The following is a 22,628-nucleotide window of genomic DNA, read 5'->3' as shown; positions in this document are numbered from 1 at the left end:
GGCTGATCCTGCAGAGAAAGCGGTCCTGCTTACTCTACTTTAGCCTTCTGCACATCCTGCGATGCCGACCACACGCGGTAGCGTACTTCGACATCCTTGGGCGCATACACCACCACCGGCAGCTTGCTGTTGTAGCGCAGCAGGAAGCCGTCGCCGACCACCGGCACGAAGGCCTCGGTCTTCTTGCCATCCGGGCAGGCCATCAGTGTGCTGGCCGGGCCGCTGACGTTGCCCAGGCGGTAGTAATTGTAGCCCCAGCCTTCCAGGGTGCGTTCTTCCAGGTTGCCGCCCAGGCGCTGACGATTGCAGTCGACCTGCAGCGTCTTGCCTGCCAGGATTTCCAGTTTATAGGCCGACTCGTCGGCCTGGGCCGGCAGGTGGATAACCTGCCGGGTGAAGCCTTTTTCCGCCTCGGGGTAGGGCGCGATGTCCTTCAGGCTGGCGGCCATCGCAGGTGCGGCGGCGGCCAGGCTCAGGGCCAGAATCGCGGTCATCGGGGTAGGGCGCATAAGGCCTCCTTGCTGATAAACGAATGCGGTGCCGCCGCCAGGCCCAGGCCGCCCGTCACTGGGCCAACCAGCCACCATCGACGTTCCAGGCGGCGCCGCGAACCTGGCTACCGGCCTCGCTGCACAGGAAGAGTACCAGTTCACCGAGGTGTTCGGGGGTGACGAAAGCCAGCGACGGTTGCTTTTCTGCCAGCAGATCGTGCTGCGCTTGCAGCTGATCGCCCCCCTTGGCCGCACGATCGTCGATCTGCTTTTGCACCAGCGGTGTCAGCACCCAACCCGGGCATATGGCATTGCAGGTGACATGACTGGTGGCGGTTTCCAGGCCTACCACCTTGGTCAGGCCGATCACACCATGCTTGGCTGCCACGTAGGCTGCCTTGCCAATCGAGCCGACCAGGCCATGCACCGAAGCGATATTGATGATGCGCCCCCAGTTGCGCGTGCGCATGCCTGGCAGCGCCAGGCGCGTTCCATGGAATACGGCCGACAGGTTCAGGGCGATGATCTTGTCCCAGCTTTCTGGCGGGAACTGCTCAACCGGTGCCACATGCTGGATACCGGCGTTGTTGACCAGGATGTCGACGCCGCCGAACTCACGTTCGGCCAGGTTGAACAAGGCCTCGATCTGCATCACATCCGACAGGTCGGCCGGGTGATGCACAACCTTCACCCCGTGCCGGGCAATTTCCGCCATGGCGGGGCCTGGGTCGCCAAAGCCGTTGAGCACGATGTTGGCGCCCGCCCGGGCCAATACCTGGGCGATGCCCAGGCCAATGCCGCTGGTGGAACCGGTGACGAGTGCAGTTTTGCCTTCAAGGGTCATGCAATGCTCCTTAGACGATGCCAGTGGCGTAGAACGTGGCGATGACCACGAACACCGCCAGGGTCTTGATCAGGGTAATACCAAAAATGTCCTTGTAAGCCTCTCGGTGGGTGAGGCCCGTCACCGCCAGCAAGGTGATCACCGCGCCGTTGTGCGGCAGGGTGTCCATGCCGCCGCTGGCCATGGCGGCTACCCGGTGTAGTACTTCCAGCGGGATGTCGGCCGCGTGGGCGGCGGCGATGAATGTGTCGCCCATGGCCGCCAGGGCGATGCTCATGCCGCCCGAAGCGGAGCCGGTGATGCCGGCCAGCAAGGTCACGGTGATGGCTTCGTTGACCAATGGATTGGGGATGCCGCGCAGGGCATCGGCCAGCACCAGAAAACCCGGCAGCGAGGCGATTACCGCGCCAAAGCCGTATTCCGAGGCGGTATTCATGGCTGCCAGCAACGCGCCGCCCACCGCGCTTTTGGTGCCCTCGGCCAGGCGTGTACGAATGGCGCCAAAGGCGCACACCAGGACCATCAGGATGCCCACCAGCAACGCTGCCTGCACAGCCCAGATGGCGGTGAGCTTGGCCACGTCGCTTTGTACCGGTGCGCTCATGCCTGGCAGGTGCAGGCTGTGACTGGGGCCGTACCATTGCGGTATCCAATGGGTGAACACCAGGTTCATCACCCCCACCAGTAGCAGCGGCGACAGGGCCAGCCAGGGGTTGGGCAGGCTCAGGTCGGCAGCGGTTTCCGGTTCGTTGCGCAAGTCCGTGCCATAACCTTCACCGGCGCGCAGGGCCTTGTTGCGCTGGCGCTGCAGGTAGGCCATGCCGGTAAAGAACACGAACAGCGTGCCGATCAGGCCCAGCCACGGCGCCGCCCAGGCGGTGGTGTTGAAGAAGGTGCTGGGGATGATGTTCTGGATCTGTGGGGTGCCGGGCAAGGCGTCCATGGTGAACGAGAATGCGCCCAGGGCGATGGTTGCCGGGATCAGCCGTTTGGGGATGTTGCTCTGACGGAACATTTCGGCGGCGAACGGGTACACCGCGAACACCACCACGAACAGTGAGACACCGCCGTAGGTGAGCAGGGCGCAGACCAGTACGATGACCAGCATTGCCTGGCGGGTGCCGAGCAGGCGGATGGCCGCAGCGACGATCGAGCGGGAGAAGCCGGACAGCTCGATCAGCTTGCCGAACACTGCGCCCAGCAGGAATACCGGGAAGTACAGTTTGATAAAACCGACCATTTTCTCCATGAACACCCCAGTGAACGCAGGGGCGACGGCAGAAGGGTCGGTGAGCAGGACAGCGCCGAGGGCGGCGATGGGGGCGAAGAGGATTACGCTGTAACCGCGGTAGGCGGCCAGCATCAGCAAGGCCAGAGCGGCGAGTGCGATGAGCACGGTCATCGGGGTGGGTCTCCTGGTGAGTCTTGTTTTTATCGTTGAACAGGAGATAGCGGGAATCGTGCCAATAATGTAACTAGTTGATTTGTAAGGGTTAAATGGTTCTGTTTAAAGCCGATGTCTACATCTAGAGACGCCAGGGGCTGCTGTACAGGCCATTGCTGGCTTGCCGTGTTATCAAGGGCATAGCCCTGACGGTAATCTCAAATCAGAAACAAAAGTCTCCAGTTAGAGACCGAGCGCCGCCATCTTCTTGTACAGCGTCGACCTGCCCAGCCCTAACGCTGCTGCTGCCTCTGGCACTTTTCCTCCCTGTTCGGCCAGCGCCCCGGCAATCAGGCCGCGTTCAAACGCCTCGCACGCGTCACGGTAGCTCTGCTGCACTGGCGCTTCTGCCAGCGGGCTCAATGGCCCCAATGCCGCACGCAGGTCCGCAACCCCCAACCGGGGCTGGTCCGCCAACAGGGTCGCGCGCTCCAGCACATTGCGCAGCTCGCGTATGTTCCCCGGCCACGCATGCCTGGCCAGCAGTTGCTGCGCTTCAGCTTCCAGCTCGTACTGGCTGCCCAGTTCACCCAATATGGCCTCGCACAGCGCGGGTAGGTCCTCCAGCCGTTGCCGCAACGGCGGGACATCGATCGGCAGCACATTCAGCCGGTAATACAGGTCGGCGCGGAAGGCCCCGCGGGCCATCGCAGCCTGCAGGTCGATGGAGGTGGCGGCGATGATGCGCACATCGCTGCGCAGCATCTGGTTCGAACCGACCGGTTCGTATTCCTTTTCCTGCAGCACCCGCAGCAGCTTGCTCTGTAGGGCCAGCGGCATGTCGCCGATCTCGTCGAGGAACAGCGTGCCGCCCTCGGCCAGTTGTAGCTTGCCGCTGCGGCCTTTGCGGTCGGCGCCGGTAAAAGCACCCGGCGCAGTGCCGAAGAATTCGGCTTCCAGCAGCGTCTCCGGGATGGCTGCGCTGTTGATGCTGACAAAGGCCTTGTGCGCCCGTGCTGACGCTGCGTGAATGGCGTGGGCCAGCAGCTCCTTGCCGGTGCCGGTTTCGCCCAGCAGCAGCACGGGCGAATCACTGCCGGCGCCCCGTCGTGCGCGTCGCTTGGCTTCCAGGCTGGGCGCGCTGCTGCCTACGAACTGGGCGAAGCTGTATTTGGCCTGGCGGGCGCGCAGTTGCGAGCGGGTCGAGGCCAGTTCCTGCTGCATGCTGGCGTAGCGTTTGAGCAGCGGCGACAGGCTGCGCAGTTCGTCAAACAGGGCAAAACCGATGGCGCCGATCAGCGCGCCCTGGTCATCGTGGATGGGCAGGCGCATGACCACCAATGGCTCGTTCGGCGTGTCGAGCATGTCCAGCAGGATGGGGCGGCCATTGCTCACCACGTCGCGCATCAGGCTGCCGGGGATCACTGTTTCGCACGGCTGGCCGATGGCGCTGGCGGCGTCGGCCAGGCCAAAGCGTCGGGCGTAGCGTTCGTTCATCCAGACGATACGGGCCTGGCGGTCGACGATTACCGTGCCCTCGCTGGACTGTTCGATGATCTCGAACAGCGAGCGGATCGCCAGTTGCCGTACCTGGGTGTAGTCCTTGAGGCTGTCGCTGTCGTGCATGGGTGAACATCCTGAATCATGTCGTGGCACAAGCCCGCGAAAAGGCCTGGCCTGGAAACTCATCGTCGGGGGTCAAACGCCTCACGCAAGGCATCCCCGATAAATACCAGCAGCGACAGGATCACCGCCAGCGCAAAGAACGCGGTAAAGCCCAACCACGGCGCCTCCAGGTGCTGCTTGCCCTGGGTCACCAGCTCGCCCAGCGAGGCGCTGCCCGCTGGCATGCCAAAGCCCAGAAAATCCAGCGCGGTCAGTGTGGTGATCGCCCCGGTCAGCATGAACGGTACATAGGTCAGCGTGGCATTCATGGCATTGGGCAAGATATGTCGCAACATTACCTGGCTGTCCGGTAACCCCAACGCCCGCGCAGCCTGTACATACTCCAGGTTGCGCCCACGCAGGAACTCGGCGCGCACGACGTCGACCAGGGTCAGCCAGGAGAACAGCGCCATGATCCCCAGCAGCCACCAGAAATCCGGTTCGACAAAACCGCTGAGGATGATCAATAGATACAACACGGGTAACCCCGACCATACCTCCAGCAAGCGCTGGCCGAGCAGGTCGACCCAGCCCCCGTGGTAGCCTTGCAGGGCGCCTGCCACCACGCCAATGAGCACACTGACCACGGTCAGGGCAAAGGCGAACAGCAGCGATACCCGCGTGCCATAAAGCACCCGCGCCAGCACGTCACGGCCTTGGTCGTCGGTGCCTAGCCAGTTGCTGGCGCTGGGCGGGCTGGGGGTGGGCACCTGCAGGTCGTAATTAGGGGTGTCGGCGCTGAACGGGATAGGCGCAAACAGCATCCAGCCGCCCTGGTCTGCGATCAGTTGGCGCACATAGGCGCTGCGGTAGTCGGGCTGAAACGGCAGTTGCCCGCCGAACTGCTGCTCGGTATAGCGCTTGAGCGCCGGAACGTACACATTGCCCTTGTAGCCCAGCAGCAGTGGCTTGTCGTTGGCCACCAGTTCGGCGCCAAGGCTCAGCAGCAGAAGGCCGGCAAACAACCACAGCGACACCCAGCCCAGGCGGTGGCGGCGAAAACGTTGCAGGCGACGGCGCGACAGGGGCGAGAGCATCAGCGCGCCCTCGTATCGAAGTCGATGCGCGGGTCCAGCAGGGTGTAGGACAGGTCACCGAGCAGGCGAATCAGCAGGCCCGCCAGGGTGAAGATGAACAGCGTGCCGAATACCACCGGGTAGTCCCGCGAAACGGCGGCCTCATAGCTCATGCGGCCCAGGCCATCGAGCGAGAAGATCACCTCGATCAGCAACGAGCCTGCGAAAAACACGGTGATCAGCGCCTGTGGCAGCCCGGCTACCACCAACAGCATGGCATTGCGCAACACATGGCCATACAGCACGCGACGTTCGCTGAGGCCCTTGGCCCGGGCAGTGACCACGTATTGGCGGGAAACCTCGTCGAGGAAGGCATTCTTGGTCAGCAGTGTGAGGGTGGCGAACCCACCGATCACCAGGGCGGCGACGGGCAGCACCAGGTGCCAGAAGTAGTCGGCGACCTTGCCCAGCAGGCTGAGCTCATCAAAATTGTCCGAGACCAGGCCGCGCACCGGGAACCAGTTGAGCGAAGTGCCGCCGGCAAACAGTACGATCAGCAGCAGTGCGAACAGGAACGAAGGCAGGGCGTAACCGATCACGATCAACGCGCTGCTCCAGGCATCGAAGCGGCTGCCGTGGCGCATCGCCTTGCGGATGCCCAGCGGGATCGACACCAGGTAGGTGATCAGCGTGGCCCAGAAGCCCAGCGACAGGGTGACCGGCAACTTGTCGAGAATCAGGTCGGTGACTTTGGCGCCGCGGAAGAAGCTGTTGCCAAAGTCCAGCCGGGCATATTGGCCGAGCATCAACCAAAGCCGTTCGGGGGCGGATTTGTCAAAACCGTACAGGCGCTTGATCTCTTCGATCAGTTTCGGGTCCAGGCCACGTGTGGCGCGGGATTCGCCATGGACCACTTCAGCTCGGGCGCCGGGTGCGCCGCCACCGATGCCCTGCAGGCGCGCCACGGCTTGTTCCACCGGGCCACCCGGCGCAGCCTGGACGATGGCGAAGTTGACCAGCAGGATCGCCAGCAGCGTCGGGATGATCAGCAGCAGACGGCGCAGGATATACGCGGTCATGGCGAGGCCTTCCGGCGTTCGGCCATTTGCGCGTTGGTCAGCGGGGTAGCGCTTACCTCCCACCAGGTGTCCAGGCCCTCGTCATAGGTGGCCTGGACCTTGGGCAGGCCGAAGCGGTTCCACCAGGCGGTGGAGCTGCCTGGCGGGTAGTAGTTGGGGATCCAGTAGTAATTCCATTGCAGCACGCGGTCCAGGGCATGGGCGTGGCGCAGCATGTCGGCCTGGGTGTCGGCGCGGATCAGGCCGTCGATGAGGTGGTCTACGGCCGGGTCCTGCAGGACCATCAGGTTATTCGAGCCTGGGTCGTGAGCGGCCGCCGAGCCAAAGTAGTTGTACAACTCGGCGCCCGGCGACAGGGTGACCGGGTAGCCGGTGACGATCATGTCGTAATCGCGTGCCATCAGCCGGTTGACGTACTGGGCCGAGTCGACATTGCGGATGTTCAGGGTCACGCCGATCTGCGCCAGGTTGCGCTTCCACGGCAGCAGCAGGCGTTCAAGGCCCGCCTGGCCGTTGAGGAAGGTGAACGCCAGCGGCGTGCCCTGAGTATTGACCAGGCGGTCGCCTTCGGGGTGCCAGCCGGCTTGTTCTAGCAGCGCCAGGGCCTGCAACTGCTGTTGACGGATGATCCCCGAGCCGTCGGTGACCGGGGCGGTGAACACCGTGGTGAACACTTCATCTGGCACTTGGCCGCGCAAGGGGGCGAGCAGCTTCAGCTCACCCGCATCCGGCAACTGGCGAGCGGCCAACGGCGTATTGGAGAACACGCTCTGCTGGCGGATGTACAGGTTGCGCATCATCTGCCGGTTGCTCCACTCGAAGTCCCATAACATACCCAGCGCCTGCCGCACACGTCGGTCCTTGAACTGCGGCTGGTCGAGGTTGAACACGAAACCCTGGGCCACCTGCGGTTTGGCGGGGCCCAAGTGGGCGCGCTGCAGGCGGCCGTCGTCCAGTTGCGCACCGCTGTAGCCCAAGGTGTAGGCCGTGGCGGAGAACTCACGGTTGTAGTCGTAGCCACCGCCTTTCAGTACCTGGCGCGCCACTTCGGTGTCGCCGAAGTACTCGATGCGCAGCTTGTCGAAATTGTAGCGGCCACGGCTGGCCGGCAGGTCCCGCGCCCACCATGTCGGGTCGCGTTCGAAGGTGATGCTGCGGCCGTTGTCGATGCGCCCGATGCGGTATGGCCCACTGCCGACCGGCCTGTCGAAGCCGGCGCCGTTGGCAAAATCGCGCTGCTGCCAGTCGTGCTCGGGCATTACCGGCAGGCTTGCGAGGTCCAGCGCCAGGGTGCGGCCGTGCTCGGGCTTCAAGTCGAATCGCACGCTGTGCAGGCTTTCCACGGTCACACCGGCCACGTCGGCAAACTGGGTACGGTACTTGAGGCTGCCCTTGCTCATCAGCAGTTCGAAGGTGAAACGAACGTCGTCGGCGCGCACCGGCTTGCCATCGGCGAAGGTGGCGCGTGGGTCGATGTGGAAACGCAGCCACTCATCATTGGGGCCGCGCTCCATGCGCCGGGCGATCAGGCCGTAAACGGTATAGGGTTCATCGTAAGCGCGTACCGCCAGTGGCGCGTACAGCAGACCATCGACTTCGCTGACACCTATGCCTTTGTCGATGTAGGGAAGGATATGGTCGAACTGGCCGATCTCGATGGCCGAACGGCGCAAAATGCCGCCCTTGGGGGCGTCGGGGTTTACATAGTCGAAATGCCGGAAGCTGGCGGGGTAGCGGGGGGCTTCGCCGTAGACGGTGAGGGCGTGGCTGGGAGCGGCCTGGACCGTAAAGCCCATGCACGAAAATACAAGCCCCCACAATACTTGTGGGAGTGGGTTTACCCGCGAATGCGTCGGAGCAGGCAACGAGGTTGTCTGGTCTGGCCTCTTCGCGGGTAAACCCGCTGCCACAGGGGGGCTGATCACCGGGAGGAGGGAATCAGTCCTGGCGGCTGGTCACTTCCAGCAGGTGGTAGCCAAACTGGGTCTTCACCGGGCCTTGCACGGTGTTGACCGGGGCGCTGAAGACCACGGTGTCGAATTCCTTGACCATCTGGCCTGGGCCGAACGAGCCCAGGTCACCACCCTGACGGCTGGACGGGCAGGTGGAGTTGGCTTTGGCGATTTCAGCGAAGTCTGCGCCTGCTTCGATCTGGGCTTTGAGTTCGTTGCACTTGTCTTCGCTGCTGACCAGAATGTGGCGGGCGGTTGCACGGGCCATGGTTACTGCTCCTTGGGGTAAAAAGGCAAGCCTAGCGCACTTGTCCGGGGTATGTCTCGCCAGGCTTACAACCTTCGGCCTACAGTTTTTGTGCCGCCTCACGCAACAGGGTTTCGGTCGAAGCCCAGCCCAGGCAGCCGTCGGTAATCGACACACCGTATTTCAGCGGGCCCTTGCCCAGCGCCTGGCAGCCATCGAACAAGTGCCCTTCGATCATCACACCGACCAGCGAACGGTCGCCGGCCAGGCGCTGTTCCAGCACATCATTGAAGACCGCAGGCTGGCGCGCCGGGTCCTTGCCGCTGTTGGCGTGGCTGCAATCGACCATGATCCGTGCCTGCAGACCGGCCTTGGCCAACGCCTGGCGGGCCATGGCGATGCTATTGGCATCGTGGTTCGGGCCTTTGTGGCCGCCGCGCAGTACCAGGTGTGTATCCGGGTTGCCCAAGGTCTCGATGATCGCCGGGTGGCCCTGAGCATCCATACCGAAGTGGCGGTGCGGGTGGGCAGCGCTGCGCATGGCGTCGCTGGTGATGGCGATGCCGCCGTCCGTACCGTTCTTGAAGCCGACCGGCAACTCCAGGCCACTGACCATTTCGCGGTGGATTTGCGATTCGGTGGTGCGTGCGCCGATCGCGGCCCAGGCCAACAGGTCGTCGAAGTAGCCGGCGGCCATCGGTTGCAGCAACTCGGTAGCGATCGGCAGGCCGCGTTCGATCATGTTCAGCATGAGCCCGCGGGACAAGGCGATACCCGAGTGCATGTCGTCACTGCCATCGAGGTGCGGGTCGTAGGCCAGGCCTTTCCAGCCCACTGTAGTACGCGGTTTTTCGACGTAGGCGCGCATCACCAGCAGCAGCTTGTCGTTGACTTCGCGGCCAAGGGCGGCCAGGCGGTCGGCGTATTCCAGGGCCGAGCGTGGGTCATGAATCGAGCAGGGACCGACGATGACCAGCAGGCGCGGGTCGCGGCCTTCGAGGATGTTGCGGATGGCCAGGCGATGGGCCTGGACTTGCTGGGCCAGTTCGCTGGACAGTGGCATCTGTTGCTTGAGCAGGTGCGGGCTGGGCAGGCGCTTGCTGACAGTGGTATTGGCCGCTTGCGGCTGGGTCAGGGGCAGGGCGAGGGTGGAAGCGTGCATGGCGTTTTTCCCTGGGCGGACGGCGGGTTCAAGCCCGCGTGGTCGGCCCTATCGAGGTGTTCGACAGATCGTTGAATTCGTATTGGCTGCTGCATTGCCACCAGTAGAAGACCGATCGGAGGCGGCAGGCTGGCCCGAACGGGATTGGCTAAATCGCCAGGCGGAGGTGTTTGCGTAGTAGTAAGTGGCGTAGTTCATGAATCTGTCCTCAAGGTGAATCGGTGTTGGTCAAAGGCCTGAAAAGCAAAACCCCCGGTCGGGAAGCCGACCGGGGGTTTGAGTATTCTCATGTTCGGCGGCCCCTCGAAGGTGGGCGCCGGGTGGGTATCGGCGCCTAGTGGCTAAACCAATACCCGAAGTAATAGCTGGCAGGTGCCACGCAGCCGGCAACGGCCAGCACAGGGCGCAGGCTGCGACCGGTGTGGTTGGCGTGGTTGCGGGTGTGTTTGGGCATGTTGCTCTCCATTGAATGAGCCCGAGCTTACTGCAGTTCGGGCGGGCCATTCAATGGATAAATGCTATGGGGACGATCATTTGTTTTTGTACTGAATGGTTCAATGGCCGTAGCGCCCGACCAGGCTCTGGGCCCCCAGGGCGTGGCCTTGCAGCAGCTGCAGCAGGCCGCTGCGATCCAGCCCCTCAGGCAAGGTAGCCAAGGGCAGGTCGGTGGCAATCAGGGTCAGTGCGTAATGATGGGGGTTGTCGCCGGCGGGTGGACAGGGCCCGCGGTAGCTCTGGGTGCCACGGGAGTTGCGGCCCACTGTCACGTAGGGCCCGCTCAACCCCGCCATGCCTTCCTTGAGCCCCTCCTGTTCGGGATCGATGTTGTAGGCCACCCAGTGCACCACACCAACGCCCTTGCCACCGTCCGGGTCGAACATGATCAGGGCCAGCGACCGCGTACCTGCGGGCAGGTTGTCCCAGCTCAATTGCGGAGTCTGCTCCTCGCCGGCACCGCATGCTGGGTCCTGACCGACCTGTTGCAGGGCGATGACGCCGCCATCGGTGAAAGACGAGGAACTGATCGACATCGCGCCTTGGTTGCCTGCGGCGGCTACCGCTGTGCAGGGCAGCAACGCGGCGAACAGCCAATGTCTGAGGTGCATGATCATTCCTTGGCAGGGCGTTTCGGCGCAGTTTAGTCCAGGTTAGCTTCAGTGGCTGTCCTGGTCCTCGGCAGTGCCTCCGCTGGTTCCGGCACCAGAGCCTGTGGCTTCGCCGGTACTGTTGGAGCCGCCAGTGGCACCGTCGGCGGCATCGGCGTTGCTGCCTGTGTCACTGCTGTCGTTACCTTTGCTGCTACCGGGGCTGTTGACGCTGCTGCCTTCACCGGCGGTCTTGCCGCCGGACTGGTCGGTTTGCGGATGGCTGTCGGTATGAGTGTCGGTATGAGTATCGGTGGCGGCGAAGGCGATGCCGGTGAGGCTGGTTAGGGCCAGCGCCAGGCACAGCGGGCGAATGCGGATCATGGGACTTCTCCTTTGCGCAAGATCTGTCATTCGTTGGGCTGGCGGCGGCTGGCGGGGTGCCTTCTGGGCGACGAGTGGTAATCAGCAAGATTCCGAGCGCTGTGCGGGTGCCGGGGTTTCGACCGGCTCCAGCGGCGGATGCTCCTGCGCCGCATGCATCAGGTCTTCGGTCACCCGCAACTCGGCACCGGTTGGCGAGAAGGTGGTCGAAGCGGTGAACGGCGCCGGGTGCTCTGCCGCCGGGCGTTTGCCGCGGCGCCACATGAAGAAGCACACCATGGCCAGGTTGACCACGGCAAACGCCCAGAACAGCCCAGCCTCGCCAAACTCGGTCATCATCGGCGACATGGCCACCGGTGCCATGGCCGAGCCCAGGGAGTTGATCAGCAGCAGGCCCTGGATCATCGGCACCAGGGCGTCGGACGGCGCGCGGTCGGCCGCATGGCTGACCGCCACCGGGTACAGGGTGAACACACCGCCCCCCAGCAGGAACAGCGTGGCCGGCAGCAGGAACGAATCCGCTGGCAGGAACACCGTTACAAGCGACAGGACAACGCACAACGCGGCCAGCGCGAGCAGTACATCGAGGCGGTCCTTGCGGTCGGACCAGCGCCCGACCGGGTATTGCAACAGCATCGCGCCAAGGATCACCCAGGCCATCATGTTGCCGACCTCACCCACCTCCAGGCCGATACGTTGCAGGTACAGCGGCAGCAGGGCATAGATGCCGGCAATGGCCACGCCCGAACCGAAGCAGCCGACCAGGCCCGACGGTGCCACGCCCAGCAACTGGCGGGGTTTGAGGGGCTCGACCTGATCCAGCAGCGGCGACACCCGCGGCAGGATCACGATCGGCAATACCGACAGGGCGGCCAGCACGCCGGCCAGCATGAACGGGGCGGTATCGCCTAGCTGGGTGATCTCGCCAAGGCCGGCCTGGGCGATAACGCCGGCGCCGTAGAAGGCGATCATGTACAGCGCCAGCAGGCGGCCACGGATCTTTGCGTCGCCGGCCAGCAGCAGCCAGCTTTCGATCACCAGGAACACGCCCACTGCGGCCCAGCCGTTGATCAGGCGCAGCACCGACCACCAGGTGACCTCGTAGAACAACCCTTGCAGCAGGATGGTCACGGCGATCAGCGAGGCAAAGCTGGTATAGGCGCGGATGTGGCCGATGCGCAGGATCAGCCGGTCGTTGAAGATGGCGCCGAGGGTCAGGCCGATGAAGTAGGTCGACGACACGATACCAATGGTGGTGGCGGACTCACCAGCAGCGCCCAGGCGCAGGGTGGTCAGGGAAGACATGAAGCCGTTGCCCAGGGCGATGATGAACAGCCCGAGCAGGGGCGCCAGCGCCATGGCCAGCAAACGCGGAGACATACGTACCTCTAGTTGGATGAGCGGAATGAGCACCTTCTCGGCGCGCACACCGGCTCGACCCGGCAAGGGGCGAGTGGCGACACGGATGCGACCTGGGCAAGACTCAACCGCTGGGCGCTATGGGAGATGGGCCGGGCGGGGAGGGTTGAGCCTACTTCACATGTGCGTGCATGTGTTCAGGCGCTGACTCTGTCATTGCTGCTGGTTGCCACCGTTCAAGGCGACGGGCGAAAAGGAAGCGGGATTCTACGGGGTTGGACGCTTTTGCCCAAGGGGCCTGGGTGTGCGACGAGACGCCGCAGTCTCAGCGCGACATCAACATGTCTTCCACAGACATTTTTGAGGGCGGCTCCTGCGGGCGGTGAGATCGGCCCGGTAACCTCACTGAGTGTTGCATAATGCCGAACCCCACCAAGGAAGGCCCCCATGTTCGCATCGCTGTTCGCCGTCCTGGCCCCGGTTTTCATCGTCGCCGGAATTGGTTTTGCCTGGGCCCGCAAGGGCCTGGATTATCCCACTGATTTCATCGCCCGGGTGGTGATGACCGTCGGCACACCTTCGTTGGTGCTGTCCACCCTCAGCCGTACCGAGCTGGACCCGAATGCCTTTACCAGCATGGCCGTGGCCTGCTTGCTGTGCACCCTGGGTATGGCCCTGGCCGCTTGGCTGGTGTGTCGCGCATCGGGCATGCACTGGCGGGTACTGCTGCCGGCGTTCATGTTCCCTAACACGGGCAACATGGGCCTGCCGATCAGCCTGTATGCCTTCGGTGAGCATGGCCTGGCCCTGGCCGTGGCGTTTTTCCTGACCCTGTCCATCGTGCAGTTCACGATCGGCATGGCCATCGCCGGCACGGCGGCTTCGCTCAAGGCGTTGCTGCGCAACCCTATCGTCATCAGCCTGGCCGGCGGAATGCCCATCATTTTTCTCGATTTCGAACTGCCGCGTTGGCTGGCCAACACCGTAGACCTGCTGGGCGGCATGACCATTCCGCTCATGCTGCTGACCCTGGGGGTATCACTGGCCAGCATTCGCCTGCGTCACGTGGGCAGCGGCATGTTGCTGGGCGGTTTGCGCATTGGCCTGGGGGCTGCGGTGGGCTGGGCAGTGGGCGCGGTACTGGGTATGGACAGCCTGGAGCGTGCAGTGCTGATGGTGCAGTCGGCGATGCCGGTAGCCGTGTTCAACTACCTGATGGCGGTGCGGGCCAACCGTGAGCCAGAGCAGGTGGCGAACCTGGTGATGTGTTCTACGATGCTGTCGTTTGCCTGGTTGCCGGTGGTGCTGGCTTGGTGGATGTAAGCTATAGGCAACGACAGCAATTTCCGTTGAGTCAATGCGCAAGGTTCACAAGGCCTTGGCCAAAAACGCCGCCGTGCGGCTGTCGGTACATGCCGCCACCACCTGCGGTGTGCCACTGACCACTACCTTGCCCCCGGCATCGCCAGCTCCCGGCCCGATATCGATCACCCAGTCGCTCTGCGCCACCACGCGCATGTCGTGTTCGACCACCACCACGCTATGCCCGCTTTCTACCAGGCGGTTCAACTGTACCAGCAGCCGGTCGATGTCCTGCGGGTGCAAGCCGTTGGTGGGCTCATCCAGCACATACAGGGTCGCCCCGCGGGCCATGCGCTGCAATTCGGTCGCCAGCTTGATCCGCTGCGCTTCACCACCGGACAGTTCGGTGGCCGGTTGGCCCAGACGCAAGTAGCCCAGGCCGATATCCTGCAGTACTTGCAGGCAACGGCGGGCAGGCGGTTGCTCGGCAAAAACCTGAAGAGCCTGGTCGACGGTCAACTGCAGCACTTGCGCGATATTCATGCCTTGCCAGCTCACCGCCAGGGTTTCAGGGTTGTAGCGGGCACCCTGGCAGGTCGGGCAGGGCGCGTACACGCTGGGCATGAACAGCAACTCGACGCTGACAAAACCCTCTCCCTCGCAGTTGGCGCACCGGCCCTTGGCAACGTTGAACGAAAAGCGCCCGGCGTCGAAGCCCTGTGCCTTGGCCTGCTCGGTAGCCGCGAAGCGTTTGCGCACGTGATCGAACAGGCCAGTGTAGGTGGCCAGGTTGGAGCGCGGCGTGCGTCCGATCGGCTTCTGGTCAACTTGTACCAGCCGCTTGATGCTGCCAAGCCCGGCGCTCACGTGGCCACTGCTGGTCTGTTCAGGTTCATCTTCCAGGCTTTGCGCTTCTGGCTCGCCACGTTGCTCGGCATGGCCCAGGTGTGCCCCCACCAGTTCCAGCAGGGCCTGGCTGACCAGGCTGGACTTGCCCGAGCCGGACATACCGGTAACGGCGGTAAAGCAACCCAGCGGAAATGCGGCGCTCAGGTTCTGGAGGTTATTACGGGTGATGCCTTCAAGCTTCAGCCAGTCGCGGGCCTTGCGCGGGGCGCGTGTTGCCTGTACCGGGGCGCTGAACAGGTAGGTACGGGTACAAGACTGTTGCACCTCGGCCAGGCCGGCAGGCGGCCCGCTATAGAGGATGGTGCCGCCATGCTCGCCGGCAGCTGGCCCTACATCCACCAGCCAGTCGGCGCGGCGCATGGTGTCCAGGTCGTGCTCGACCACATACACCGAGTTGCCAGCCTGTTTCAGGCGCTGCAGGGCTTCGAACAGCGCTTCACTGTCGGCCGGGTGCAAGCCGGCCGACGGCTCGTCGAGTACGTAGACCACTCCAAACAGCTGCGAATTCAGCTGGGTGGCCAGGCGCAGGCGTTGCAGTTCACCAGAAGACAAGGTTGGGGTGCTGCGCTCCAGGGCCAGGTAACCGAGGCCGAGGTCAAGCAGCGTATCAATGCGTTCGAGCAGCTCGTTGGCGATGCGTTGGGCCGCCAGGCGTTTTTCCAGTGTTAGCTCCTCCTGCTGCCGGGTCAGGTAGTCGGCTGCCGCCACCTTGCGCAACACCTCGGCCAGCGCCTGCAACGACAGGTGCGACAGTTCGGCGATGTCCAGCCCGGCGAAGGTCACGCTCAGCGCTTCGCGCTTCAGGCGTTTGCCCTGGCACAGCGGGCAGGGGCTGGGGCGCATGTACTGGGCCACACGCTTGCGCATCTGCGCACTCTGCGAGTGCATGAAGGTATGCAGCACGTAACGGCGGGCACCCATGAACGTGCCTTGATAGCTGGGCTCCAGCTTGCGCTTGAGCGCTTCGCGGGTCTGCGCCGGGGTCAGGCCGGCATACACGGGGGCGGTGGGCGTCTCTTCAGTGAACAGGATCCAGTCGCGCTGCGCCTGAGGCAGGTCGCGCCAAGGGATATCGACGTCATAGCCCAGCGTGACCAGGATGTCGCGCAGGTTCTGCCCTTGCCACGCCATCGGCCACGCCGCCACCGCACGCTCACGGATGGTCAGCGACGGGTCGGGGACCATGGTCGCTTCGGTCACCTCGTAGACACGCCCCAGGCCATGGCACTGCGGGCAAGCGCCCTGGGGCGTGTTCGGAGAAAAGTCTTCGGCGTACAGCATCGCTTGCCCGGCCGGGTAGTGGCCCGCGCGGGAATAGAGCATGCGAATCGAACTGGACAGGGTGGTCACGCTGCCCACCGAGGAGCGTGCGCTCGGCGTGCCGCGTTGCTGCTGCAGGGCCACCGCCGGCGGCAGGCCATCGATGGCATCGACATCCGGCACGCCCACCTGGTCGATCAGCCGCCGGGCATAGGGCGCCACCGATTCGAAATAACGCCGCTGGGCTTCGGCATACAGCGTGGAGAACGCCAGCGAAGACTTGCCCGAGCCGGACACGCCGGTGAACACCACCAAGGCGTCGCGGGGGATATCGACATCGATGTTCTTCAGGTTGTGCTCGCGGGCGCCACGGACGCGGATGAAACCGCTTGGGGTGGTCGGGCTTGGAGGCATGATGCAGTCCTTGTCTGAAGCTGAGCAGTGAGCCCAAGGTAACAGCAACTGCAGCGGCCCTCCAAAAGGCGCGCAAACATTCCGAATGTTGAGCGCGTCCTTGCTGACACCGCTTTCTCTCTCCGACTGGTTCCGCTGGGCGGAACCACATTCGTTTGTGATCCCGCGTCACTCGCGCTTATCTGTGAGCCAAGCACGACCTGCCTCACCTGTCGTGACCTGAAGGCGAACAACAAGAACGGGAACCCACCCGCGCAAGGAGACTCCACATGTCCCGACATCAGCACATCCTGGCCTGGCTCGACGACGTGGCCAGCGACCTGCACGCGATCCGTCACGCTATTCACGCTCACCCGGAACTGGGCTTTGAAGAACGCCGCACCTCAGCATTGGTCGCCCGACTGCTTGAGGAATGGGGCTATGAAGTGCACACCGGTATCGGCAAGACCGGCGTGGTCGGCGTGCTGCGCAATGGCAGCAGCACCCGCCGGCTGGGCCTGCGCGCCGACATGGACGCGCTGCCCATCCACGAGGCAACAGGCGCGGCATACAGCAGCCAGCACCCAGGCTGCATGCACGCCTGTGGTCATGACGGGCACACCACCATGCTGCTTGGCGCCGCGCGCTACCTGGCGGCAACCCGGCAGTTCGACGGCACGCTGACACTGATCTTCCAGCCGGCCGAGGAGGGCCAGGGCGGTGCCGAGGCGATGCTGGCGGACGGCCTGCTGGAACGCTTCCCCTGCGATGCGCTGTTCGGCATGCACAACATGCCCGGGCTGCCGGCCGGGCATCTTGGTTTTCGCGAGGGGCCGATGATGGCTTCGCAAGACCTGCTCACGGTGACCCTCGACGGAGTGGGCGGCCATGGCTCGATGCCGCACCTGACTGTCGACCCGCTGGTGGCGGCGGCCAGTGTGGTGATGGCGCTGCAAACCGTGGTGGCACGCAATATCGATGCGCAGGAGGCGGCGGTGGTCACCGTCGGTGCGTTGCAGGCCGGCGAAGCGGCCAACGTGATCCCGCAACAGGCGCTGTTGCGCCTTAGCCTGCGCGCGCTGAACGCCGAGGTGCGGGCGCAGGCCCTTGAGCGGGTGCGGGCAATCATCCTCAGCCAGGCCGAAAGCTTTGGCTGCCGCGCCAGCATCGAGCACCGCCCGGCCTACCCGGTGCTGGTCAACCATGCCGCTGAAAACGCCTTCGCCACCCAGGTAGGGGTGGAGTTGCTGGGCGCCCAGGCGGTGGATGGCAACACCCGCAAGCTGATGGGCAGCGAAGACTTCGCCTGGATGCTGCAGCGCTGCCCGGGTGCTTACCTGTTCATCGGCAATGGTGTATCGCGGCCGATGGTGCACAACCCGGCCTACGACTTCAACGACGACATCCTGCTGACCGGCGCCGCCTACTGGGGCGCGCTGGCAGAGCGCTGGCTGGCACCTGCCTGATTGCCTCTTTTTGACCACTGCCGCTGGAACCCGGGCGCGACTGCGCCTGGGTGATCACCCAATCATTGTGTGGAGTGTTCCCTATGCAGACTTCGAGCACCGGCGTGTCGCGTATCCGGCAAGTGGTGGCCGCCGTTATCGGCAACGCCCTGGAATGGTATGACTTTATCGTGTATGGCTTTCTGGCCAGCATCATCGCCCGGCAGTTCTTCCCGTCCGACGACGCGTACGCCTCGCTGCTGATGGCCCTTGCCACCTTCGGCGTCGGTTTCTTCATGCGCCCGGTGGGTGGCGTGCTGCTGGGCATGTATTCCGACCGCAAGGGCCGTAAGGCGGCCATGCAGATGATCATCCGCCTGATGACCGTGTCCATCGCCATGATCGCCTTCGCGCCTGACTACCTGGCCATCGGCATGGCGGCGCCGCTGCTGATCGTGGTGGCGCGCATGCTGCAGGGCTTTGCCACCGGTGGTGAATACGCCAGCGCCACGGCATTTCTGGTGGAAAGCGCGCCTGACCACCGCAAGGGACTGTATGGTTCGTGGCAATTGGTAGGGCAGTGCCTGGCGGTGTTTTCCGGGGCGGCAATGGTGGCGTTGGTTACCCACCTGTGCTCGCCCGAGGCGCTGGACAGCTGGGGCTGGCGCATCCCGTTCGTGCTGGGCCTGCTGATCGGGCCGGTCGGGCTGTGGATTCGCAAGCATATGGAGGAACCTGAGGCGTTTGTCGAGGCGCGTCGCCAGGCCAAGGGCCCGTCGCCCAGCCTGTGGCAGGTGCTGCGTGAACACCGGCGCAGCCTGCTGGTGTCGATGGGGTTGGCCTGCGGCGCGACGGTATCGTTCTACGTGGTGCTGGTGAACATGCCGACCTTCGCCCACAACAGCCTAGGCTTGCCGCTGGACCAGGTGCTGCTGGTGCAGATGCTCGCCGTGGGGCTGATGACCCTCGTGATTCCGTTGTCCGGGGCGCTGTCTGACCGGCTGGGGCGGCGCCCGGTGCTGATGGCCTTCACCCTGGCGTTCTTCGTGATGGTCTACCCACTGTATGTGTGGGTGGCCGCTGCGCCTTCCCTGGAGCGCCTGTTGGTCATGCAACTGCTGTTGTGCACGGCCATCGGTGGCTTCTTCGGCCCGGCACCTACTGCCCTGGCCGAACAGTTCCCGGTCCAGGTGCGTTCCACCGGCGTGTCGGTGGCCTACAACGTGGCGGTGATGGTGTTCGGTGGCTTTGCCCCGTTGATCGTGACCTGGCTCACCCAGGTGCTCGGCACCCCGGTGGCGCCGGCGTTCTACGTGCTGTTTGCCTGCCTGCTGACATTGCTGGGCACCTATTGCCTGAAAGAAGCACCGCGGGCAGTCAAGCCTGCCGCCTTCAACCTTGGAGTAAAACCGTGAAGTCGCTCGCCATCGACCCCATTGTTGCCCTCGATGCCGAGGCACTGTCCCAGGCCATCCATGCCCGTCAGTTGTCATGCCGCGAGGTGATGCAGGCCTACCTGGGGCAGATCGAGCGCTTCAATCGGCAGGTCAATGCACTGGTTTCGCTGCGCCCGGCCGAAGCGCTGCTGGCCGAGGCCGAGACGCGTGACCGCGAACTGGCCCGTGGCCACTCGCGCGGCTGGATGCATGGCATGCCGCAGGCAATCAAGGACCTCGCGGCCACGGCCGGGCTGCGTACGACGCTCGGCTCGCCGCTGTTTGCCGAGCAGGTACCCGAGCAGGATGCGATCAGCGTGGCGCGGGTACGGGCGAGCGGGGCATTGATCCTGGGCAAGAGCAATGTGCCCGAGTTTGGCCTGGGCTCGCAAAGCTACAACACCTTGTTTGGCACCACCACCAACGCCTACGACCCGTCGCGGGTGGCGGGTGGCAGCAGCGGTGGGGCTGCAGCGGCGCTGGCCATGCGCTTGCTGCCGGTGGCCGACGGCAGCGACATGATGGGCTCGCTGCGCAACCCGGCGGCGTTCAATAACCTGTTCGGCCTGCGCCCATCGCAGGGCCGCGTGCCGCATGGGCCGGCGCCCGAACTGTTCGTGCAGCAGTTGGCCACCGAAGGGCCGATGGGCCGTAGTGTGGTCGACGTGGCGCGGCTACTGTCGATACAGGCGGGTGTTGATGCCCGGGCACCCCTGTCGCTGAGCGAAGGCCGGCGCGATTTTGCCGTTGACTTGCCGCGCGATTTTCGCGGCGTACGGGTGGGCTGGCTGGGCGACTACAACGGCTATCTGCCGATGGATGACGGGGTAATGAGCCTGTGCGAGTCGGCGCTGGCCGACTTTGCCGAGCTGGGCTGCCGGGTCGAGGCCTGCCAGCCGGCATTCGACCTGGCGCGCTTGTGGCAATGCTGGCTGACCCACCGCCACTTCCTGGTGCATGGCAACCTCGGTGCAGCCTTTGCCGACCCCGGCAAGCGCGCATTGCTCAAGCCCGAAGCACAGTGGGAGGTGGAAGGTGGCTTGCAGCTAAGTGCGGCGGCGCTGTACCAGGCCTCGTTGGACCGCAGCGACTGGTACCGCGCCATGGGCAAGCTGTTCGAGCGTTACGACTTCCTGCTGTTGCCCTCGGCCCAGGTGTTCCCTTTCGATGCACGCCAGCCATGGCCGGCGGTGGTCGGGGGGCGGGCAATGGACACTTACCACCGCTGGATGGAAGTGGTGATCGGGCCGACCCTGGCCGGCTTGCCGAGTATCAGCGTGCCGGTGGGAGTCAATGCCGCCGGGTTGCCCATGGGCCTGCAAATCATAGGCCCGGCGCAGGCCGACCATGCCGTGCTGCAGCTGGCGTATGCCCATGAACAGCTCACCCGCTGGGTGGTGCGCTGCCCGCCACCGCGCCTGCTTGCACCATGAAAACATGGGCAGGCGCGGATCTTGCTGGCTATCCTGACCATCCCGCTACAAGGAGGTCATACCCATGGGCATCACGGCAGACAGCGCCGGCGTGCGCTCGGTGGAGCGGGCGCTGGCCATCGTCGACCTGCTCGGCGAACACCAGGCATTGGGCCTGGAGGAACTGCACTACCTGACGGCGCTGCCCAAGGCCACGGTGTCGCGCATGCTCGCCACCTTGCAGGCTCAAGGCTGGGTGTACCGCGGCCTTGGCGACCGGCGCTACCGACTGTGCGCGCGACGCCTGTTCGGTGACCGCCAGTTGCGTTTCAAGCGGCGCCTGGTGGAAAGCGCAGCGCCCATGCTGCTGGATCTGAGTGAGCGCACCGGGCTGGTCGCTGACCTGTCGTGTTTCGATGGCCAGCGGCTGGAGGTGATGGAAAGCGCCATTCCCCAGGTGCTGCGCAAGCGCTATCCGCACACCTGTCAGATCGTCGGGCAGCATGCCAGCCTGTTTCATTCGGCGATGGGGCGAGCGTGCCTGGGGGAGCTGGCGGTGGACGAAGTGCTGCGCCTGGCGGCCCATGAGCGGCTGGGTGGCGACGGGGTGTTGCGCGATATCGAAGAGCAAGCGCACAAGGGCTTTGGTCAGCGCACCGAAGGCTACTGGGAATACCCGGTGCGCCTGCCGTTCCTGATCCGCGCCATTGCCTTGCCGGTATATGCCGAAGGGCGCCTGGTCGGCAGCATTGCCTTGCAATGGCCGCTGGATCAGGCGCCGGTGGAGCGGGTGTCGAACATGCACCTGAGCAGTTTGGCGAACACTGTGGCTGAAGTGCAGCGGGCCTTGGCTGATTGATTTCCTGCGCCGTTTTTTCGCGGGTAAGCCACAGATGCGTTACTGGCACTCCCGAAATGCGCTAGGGCTCACCCCCGCCTGCTTGCGAAAGAACCGGCTGAAATACCCCACGTCGGCAAACCCCAGCTCATGGGCGATCTCTTTTACGCTCAGGCTCGAATGCCCGAGCATGCGCTTGGCCTCCAGCACCAGTCGGGCATTGATCACATTCATCGGCGTCATGCCCAGGTGTTCCTGGCACAACCGCCCCAACGTCACCAGGGTCATGCCCAACTCGGCGGCGTATTCCGCCAGTGGCCAGTGCGCGCGGTAGTGCATGTCTACCAGCTCGCGAAAAGCAGTCAGTTGCTGGCTGCGTCTTGATACCGGGCGTTGCTCACCTGCGGGTATGTACGGCTCATGGCGCAGCACATGGATCATCAGTGCCAGCAGTAGCGCCATGCTGCTGGCCACATGCTCGCGGGCGCGGTTGTGGTATTCCTCGCGCAGGGCCCGACACAGGGGCAACAACGGGTCTTCATCGGCGGCCCAGTGGGGCAGGGCAATCACCTGTGGTTTGCGCAGTTGCACCAGCACGCTGGGTGCCAGCACCTGGGCGATGCTATCCAGCGGGTGCTGCGCAGCCGTGATTACCTGGCCTTCTACCTGGCTGGACCAGTGAAATCCATGCACCACCTGCGCCGGGACGTACACCACGCAGGGCGCATGAACCTGAAACCGGTCACTGTCGAACAGCACCTCGCCGCCACCGCTTTGCAGGTACAACAGCTGCAGCAAGCCTTCGTGACGGTGTGCGGCAATCTCCCAGTTGTGCGCGCCAGAGCGCTGGGATATCTGCTCCACATGCAAGGCTTCGTGCCACACCGGCTGCGCGGTTTCACCGTACAGGGCGTAATTGGGGATCTTGTTCATGATGTTGTAATTGTTCTGTTCACTGCCCGCTA

Annotated in this window: 19 protein-coding genes; 5 read left to right on the top strand and 14 right to left on the bottom strand. The window is 64.3% G+C overall.

Annotated elements, in window-relative coordinates:
* Positions 1 to 29: 29 nt before the first annotated feature.
* From eco to LVS58_RS12650, 12 genes are all read right to left on the bottom strand, one after another.
* Positions 30 to 509 carry a serine protease inhibitor ecotin gene (gene eco / locus LVS58_RS12705; protein WP_233691378.1) on the bottom strand — a complete coding sequence of 160 codons (480 nt, stop codon included), beginning with the start codon at positions 507 to 509 and terminating at the stop codon, positions 30 to 32.
* Between the two features lie 55 nt (positions 510 to 564).
* On the bottom strand, positions 565 to 1,335 hold the full coding sequence (hbdH, locus tag LVS58_RS12700) for a 3-hydroxybutyrate dehydrogenase (RefSeq protein ID WP_233691377.1): 771 nt from the start codon (positions 1,333 to 1,335) through the stop codon (positions 565 to 567).
* 10 nt (positions 1,336 to 1,345) lie between these two features.
* Complete coding sequence (locus LVS58_RS12695; protein WP_233691376.1) at positions 1,346 to 2,737, bottom strand: GntP family permease; 1,392 nt, start codon at positions 2,735 to 2,737, stop codon at positions 1,346 to 1,348.
* A gap of 225 nt (positions 2,738 to 2,962) precedes the next feature.
* Complete coding sequence (locus LVS58_RS12690) at positions 2,963 to 4,345, bottom strand: sigma-54 interaction domain-containing protein (RefSeq protein WP_233691375.1); 1,383 nt, start codon at positions 4,343 to 4,345, stop codon at positions 2,963 to 2,965.
* Positions 4,346 to 4,404: 59 nt separating this feature from the next.
* Complete coding sequence (locus LVS58_RS12685; protein WP_233691374.1) at positions 4,405 to 5,421, bottom strand: ABC transporter permease; 1,017 nt, start codon at positions 5,419 to 5,421, stop codon at positions 4,405 to 4,407.
* Positions 5,421 to 6,479, bottom strand: a complete 1,059-nt coding sequence (locus LVS58_RS12680) for a microcin C ABC transporter permease YejB (RefSeq protein ID WP_233691373.1) — start codon at positions 6,477 to 6,479, stop codon at positions 5,421 to 5,423. Before LVS58_RS12680 ends, LVS58_RS12685 begins: the two co-directional genes overlap by 1 nt.
* On the bottom strand, positions 6,476 to 8,275 hold the full coding sequence (locus LVS58_RS12675; protein ID WP_233691372.1) for an extracellular solute-binding protein: 1,800 nt from the start codon (positions 8,273 to 8,275) through the stop codon (positions 6,476 to 6,478). Before LVS58_RS12675 ends, LVS58_RS12680 begins: the two co-directional genes overlap by 4 nt.
* Before the next feature lie 142 nt (positions 8,276 to 8,417).
* Entirely contained in the window at positions 8,418 to 8,699 is a 282-nt protein-coding gene (locus LVS58_RS12670) for a peptidylprolyl isomerase (RefSeq protein ID WP_003248318.1), read from the bottom strand.
* A 79-nt stretch (positions 8,700 to 8,778) separates the two neighbouring features.
* On the bottom strand, positions 8,779 to 9,840 hold the full coding sequence (locus tag LVS58_RS12665) for a 3-deoxy-7-phosphoheptulonate synthase (protein WP_233691371.1): 1,062 nt from the start codon (positions 9,838 to 9,840) through the stop codon (positions 8,779 to 8,781).
* Between the two features lie 554 nt (positions 9,841 to 10,394).
* Complete coding sequence (locus LVS58_RS12660) at positions 10,395 to 10,946, bottom strand: YbhB/YbcL family Raf kinase inhibitor-like protein (RefSeq protein WP_233691370.1); 552 nt, start codon at positions 10,944 to 10,946, stop codon at positions 10,395 to 10,397.
* Positions 10,947 to 10,994: 48 nt separating this feature from the next.
* On the bottom strand, positions 10,995 to 11,309 hold the full coding sequence (locus LVS58_RS12655; protein ID WP_233691369.1) for a hypothetical protein: 315 nt from the start codon (positions 11,307 to 11,309) through the stop codon (positions 10,995 to 10,997).
* 81 nt (positions 11,310 to 11,390) lie between these two features.
* Positions 11,391 to 12,689, bottom strand: coding sequence for an MFS transporter (locus tag LVS58_RS12650; protein ID WP_233691368.1), 1,299 nt, complete (start codon positions 12,687 to 12,689; stop codon positions 11,391 to 11,393).
* A 426-nt stretch (positions 12,690 to 13,115) separates the two neighbouring features.
* On the opposite strand from LVS58_RS12650, the gene LVS58_RS12645 reads away from it, so the two are divergent.
* Complete coding sequence (locus tag LVS58_RS12645; RefSeq protein ID WP_233691367.1) at positions 13,116 to 13,991, top strand: AEC family transporter; 876 nt, start codon at positions 13,116 to 13,118, stop codon at positions 13,989 to 13,991.
* Between the two features lie 45 nt (positions 13,992 to 14,036).
* Here LVS58_RS12645 and LVS58_RS12640 read toward each other — a convergent pair whose 3' ends face one another.
* Positions 14,037 to 16,553 (bottom strand): excinuclease ABC subunit UvrA, encoded by a 2,517-nt coding sequence (locus LVS58_RS12640; protein ID WP_233691366.1) that lies wholly within the window; start codon positions 16,551 to 16,553, stop codon positions 14,037 to 14,039.
* Positions 16,554 to 16,822: 269 nt separating this feature from the next.
* Here LVS58_RS12640 and LVS58_RS12635 point away from each other — a divergent pair, with 269 nt between their 5' ends.
* The 4 genes from LVS58_RS12635 to LVS58_RS12620 all read left to right on the top strand — a co-directional run bounded on the left by LVS58_RS12635 (position 16,823) and on the right by LVS58_RS12620 (position 21,684).
* Positions 16,823 to 17,998 (top strand): M20 aminoacylase family protein, encoded by a 1,176-nt coding sequence (locus LVS58_RS12635; protein WP_233691365.1) that lies wholly within the window; start codon positions 16,823 to 16,825, stop codon positions 17,996 to 17,998.
* An 83-nt stretch (positions 17,999 to 18,081) separates the two neighbouring features.
* Entirely contained in the window at positions 18,082 to 19,392 is a 1,311-nt protein-coding gene (locus tag LVS58_RS12630; RefSeq protein ID WP_233691364.1) for a citrate-proton symporter, read from the top strand.
* Positions 19,389 to 20,846 carry an amidase gene (locus LVS58_RS12625; protein WP_233691363.1) on the top strand — a complete coding sequence of 486 codons (1,458 nt, stop codon included), beginning with the start codon at positions 19,389 to 19,391 and terminating at the stop codon, positions 20,844 to 20,846. The genes LVS58_RS12630 and LVS58_RS12625 overlap by 4 nt, the downstream gene beginning before the upstream one ends.
* A gap of 64 nt (positions 20,847 to 20,910) precedes the next feature.
* A complete protein-coding gene (locus LVS58_RS12620; RefSeq protein ID WP_233691362.1) occupies positions 20,911 to 21,684 on the top strand; it encodes an IclR family transcriptional regulator in 774 nt (257 codons plus the stop codon).
* A 39-nt stretch (positions 21,685 to 21,723) separates the two neighbouring features.
* On the opposite strand, the gene LVS58_RS12615 is transcribed toward LVS58_RS12620, so the two are convergent.
* Positions 21,724 to 22,596 (bottom strand): helix-turn-helix domain-containing protein, encoded by an 873-nt coding sequence (locus LVS58_RS12615; RefSeq protein WP_233691361.1) that lies wholly within the window; start codon positions 22,594 to 22,596, stop codon positions 21,724 to 21,726.
* Positions 22,597 to 22,628: the final 32 nt, after the last annotated feature.

This window comes from Pseudomonas sp. JR33AA (assembly GCF_021378985.1).
GTDB classification, from domain to species: domain Bacteria; phylum Pseudomonadota; class Gammaproteobacteria; order Pseudomonadales; family Pseudomonadaceae; genus Aquipseudomonas; species Aquipseudomonas alloputida.
Note: the sequence above shows the minus strand (reverse complement) of the source record. Positions and strands in the feature narration are given on the sequence as shown.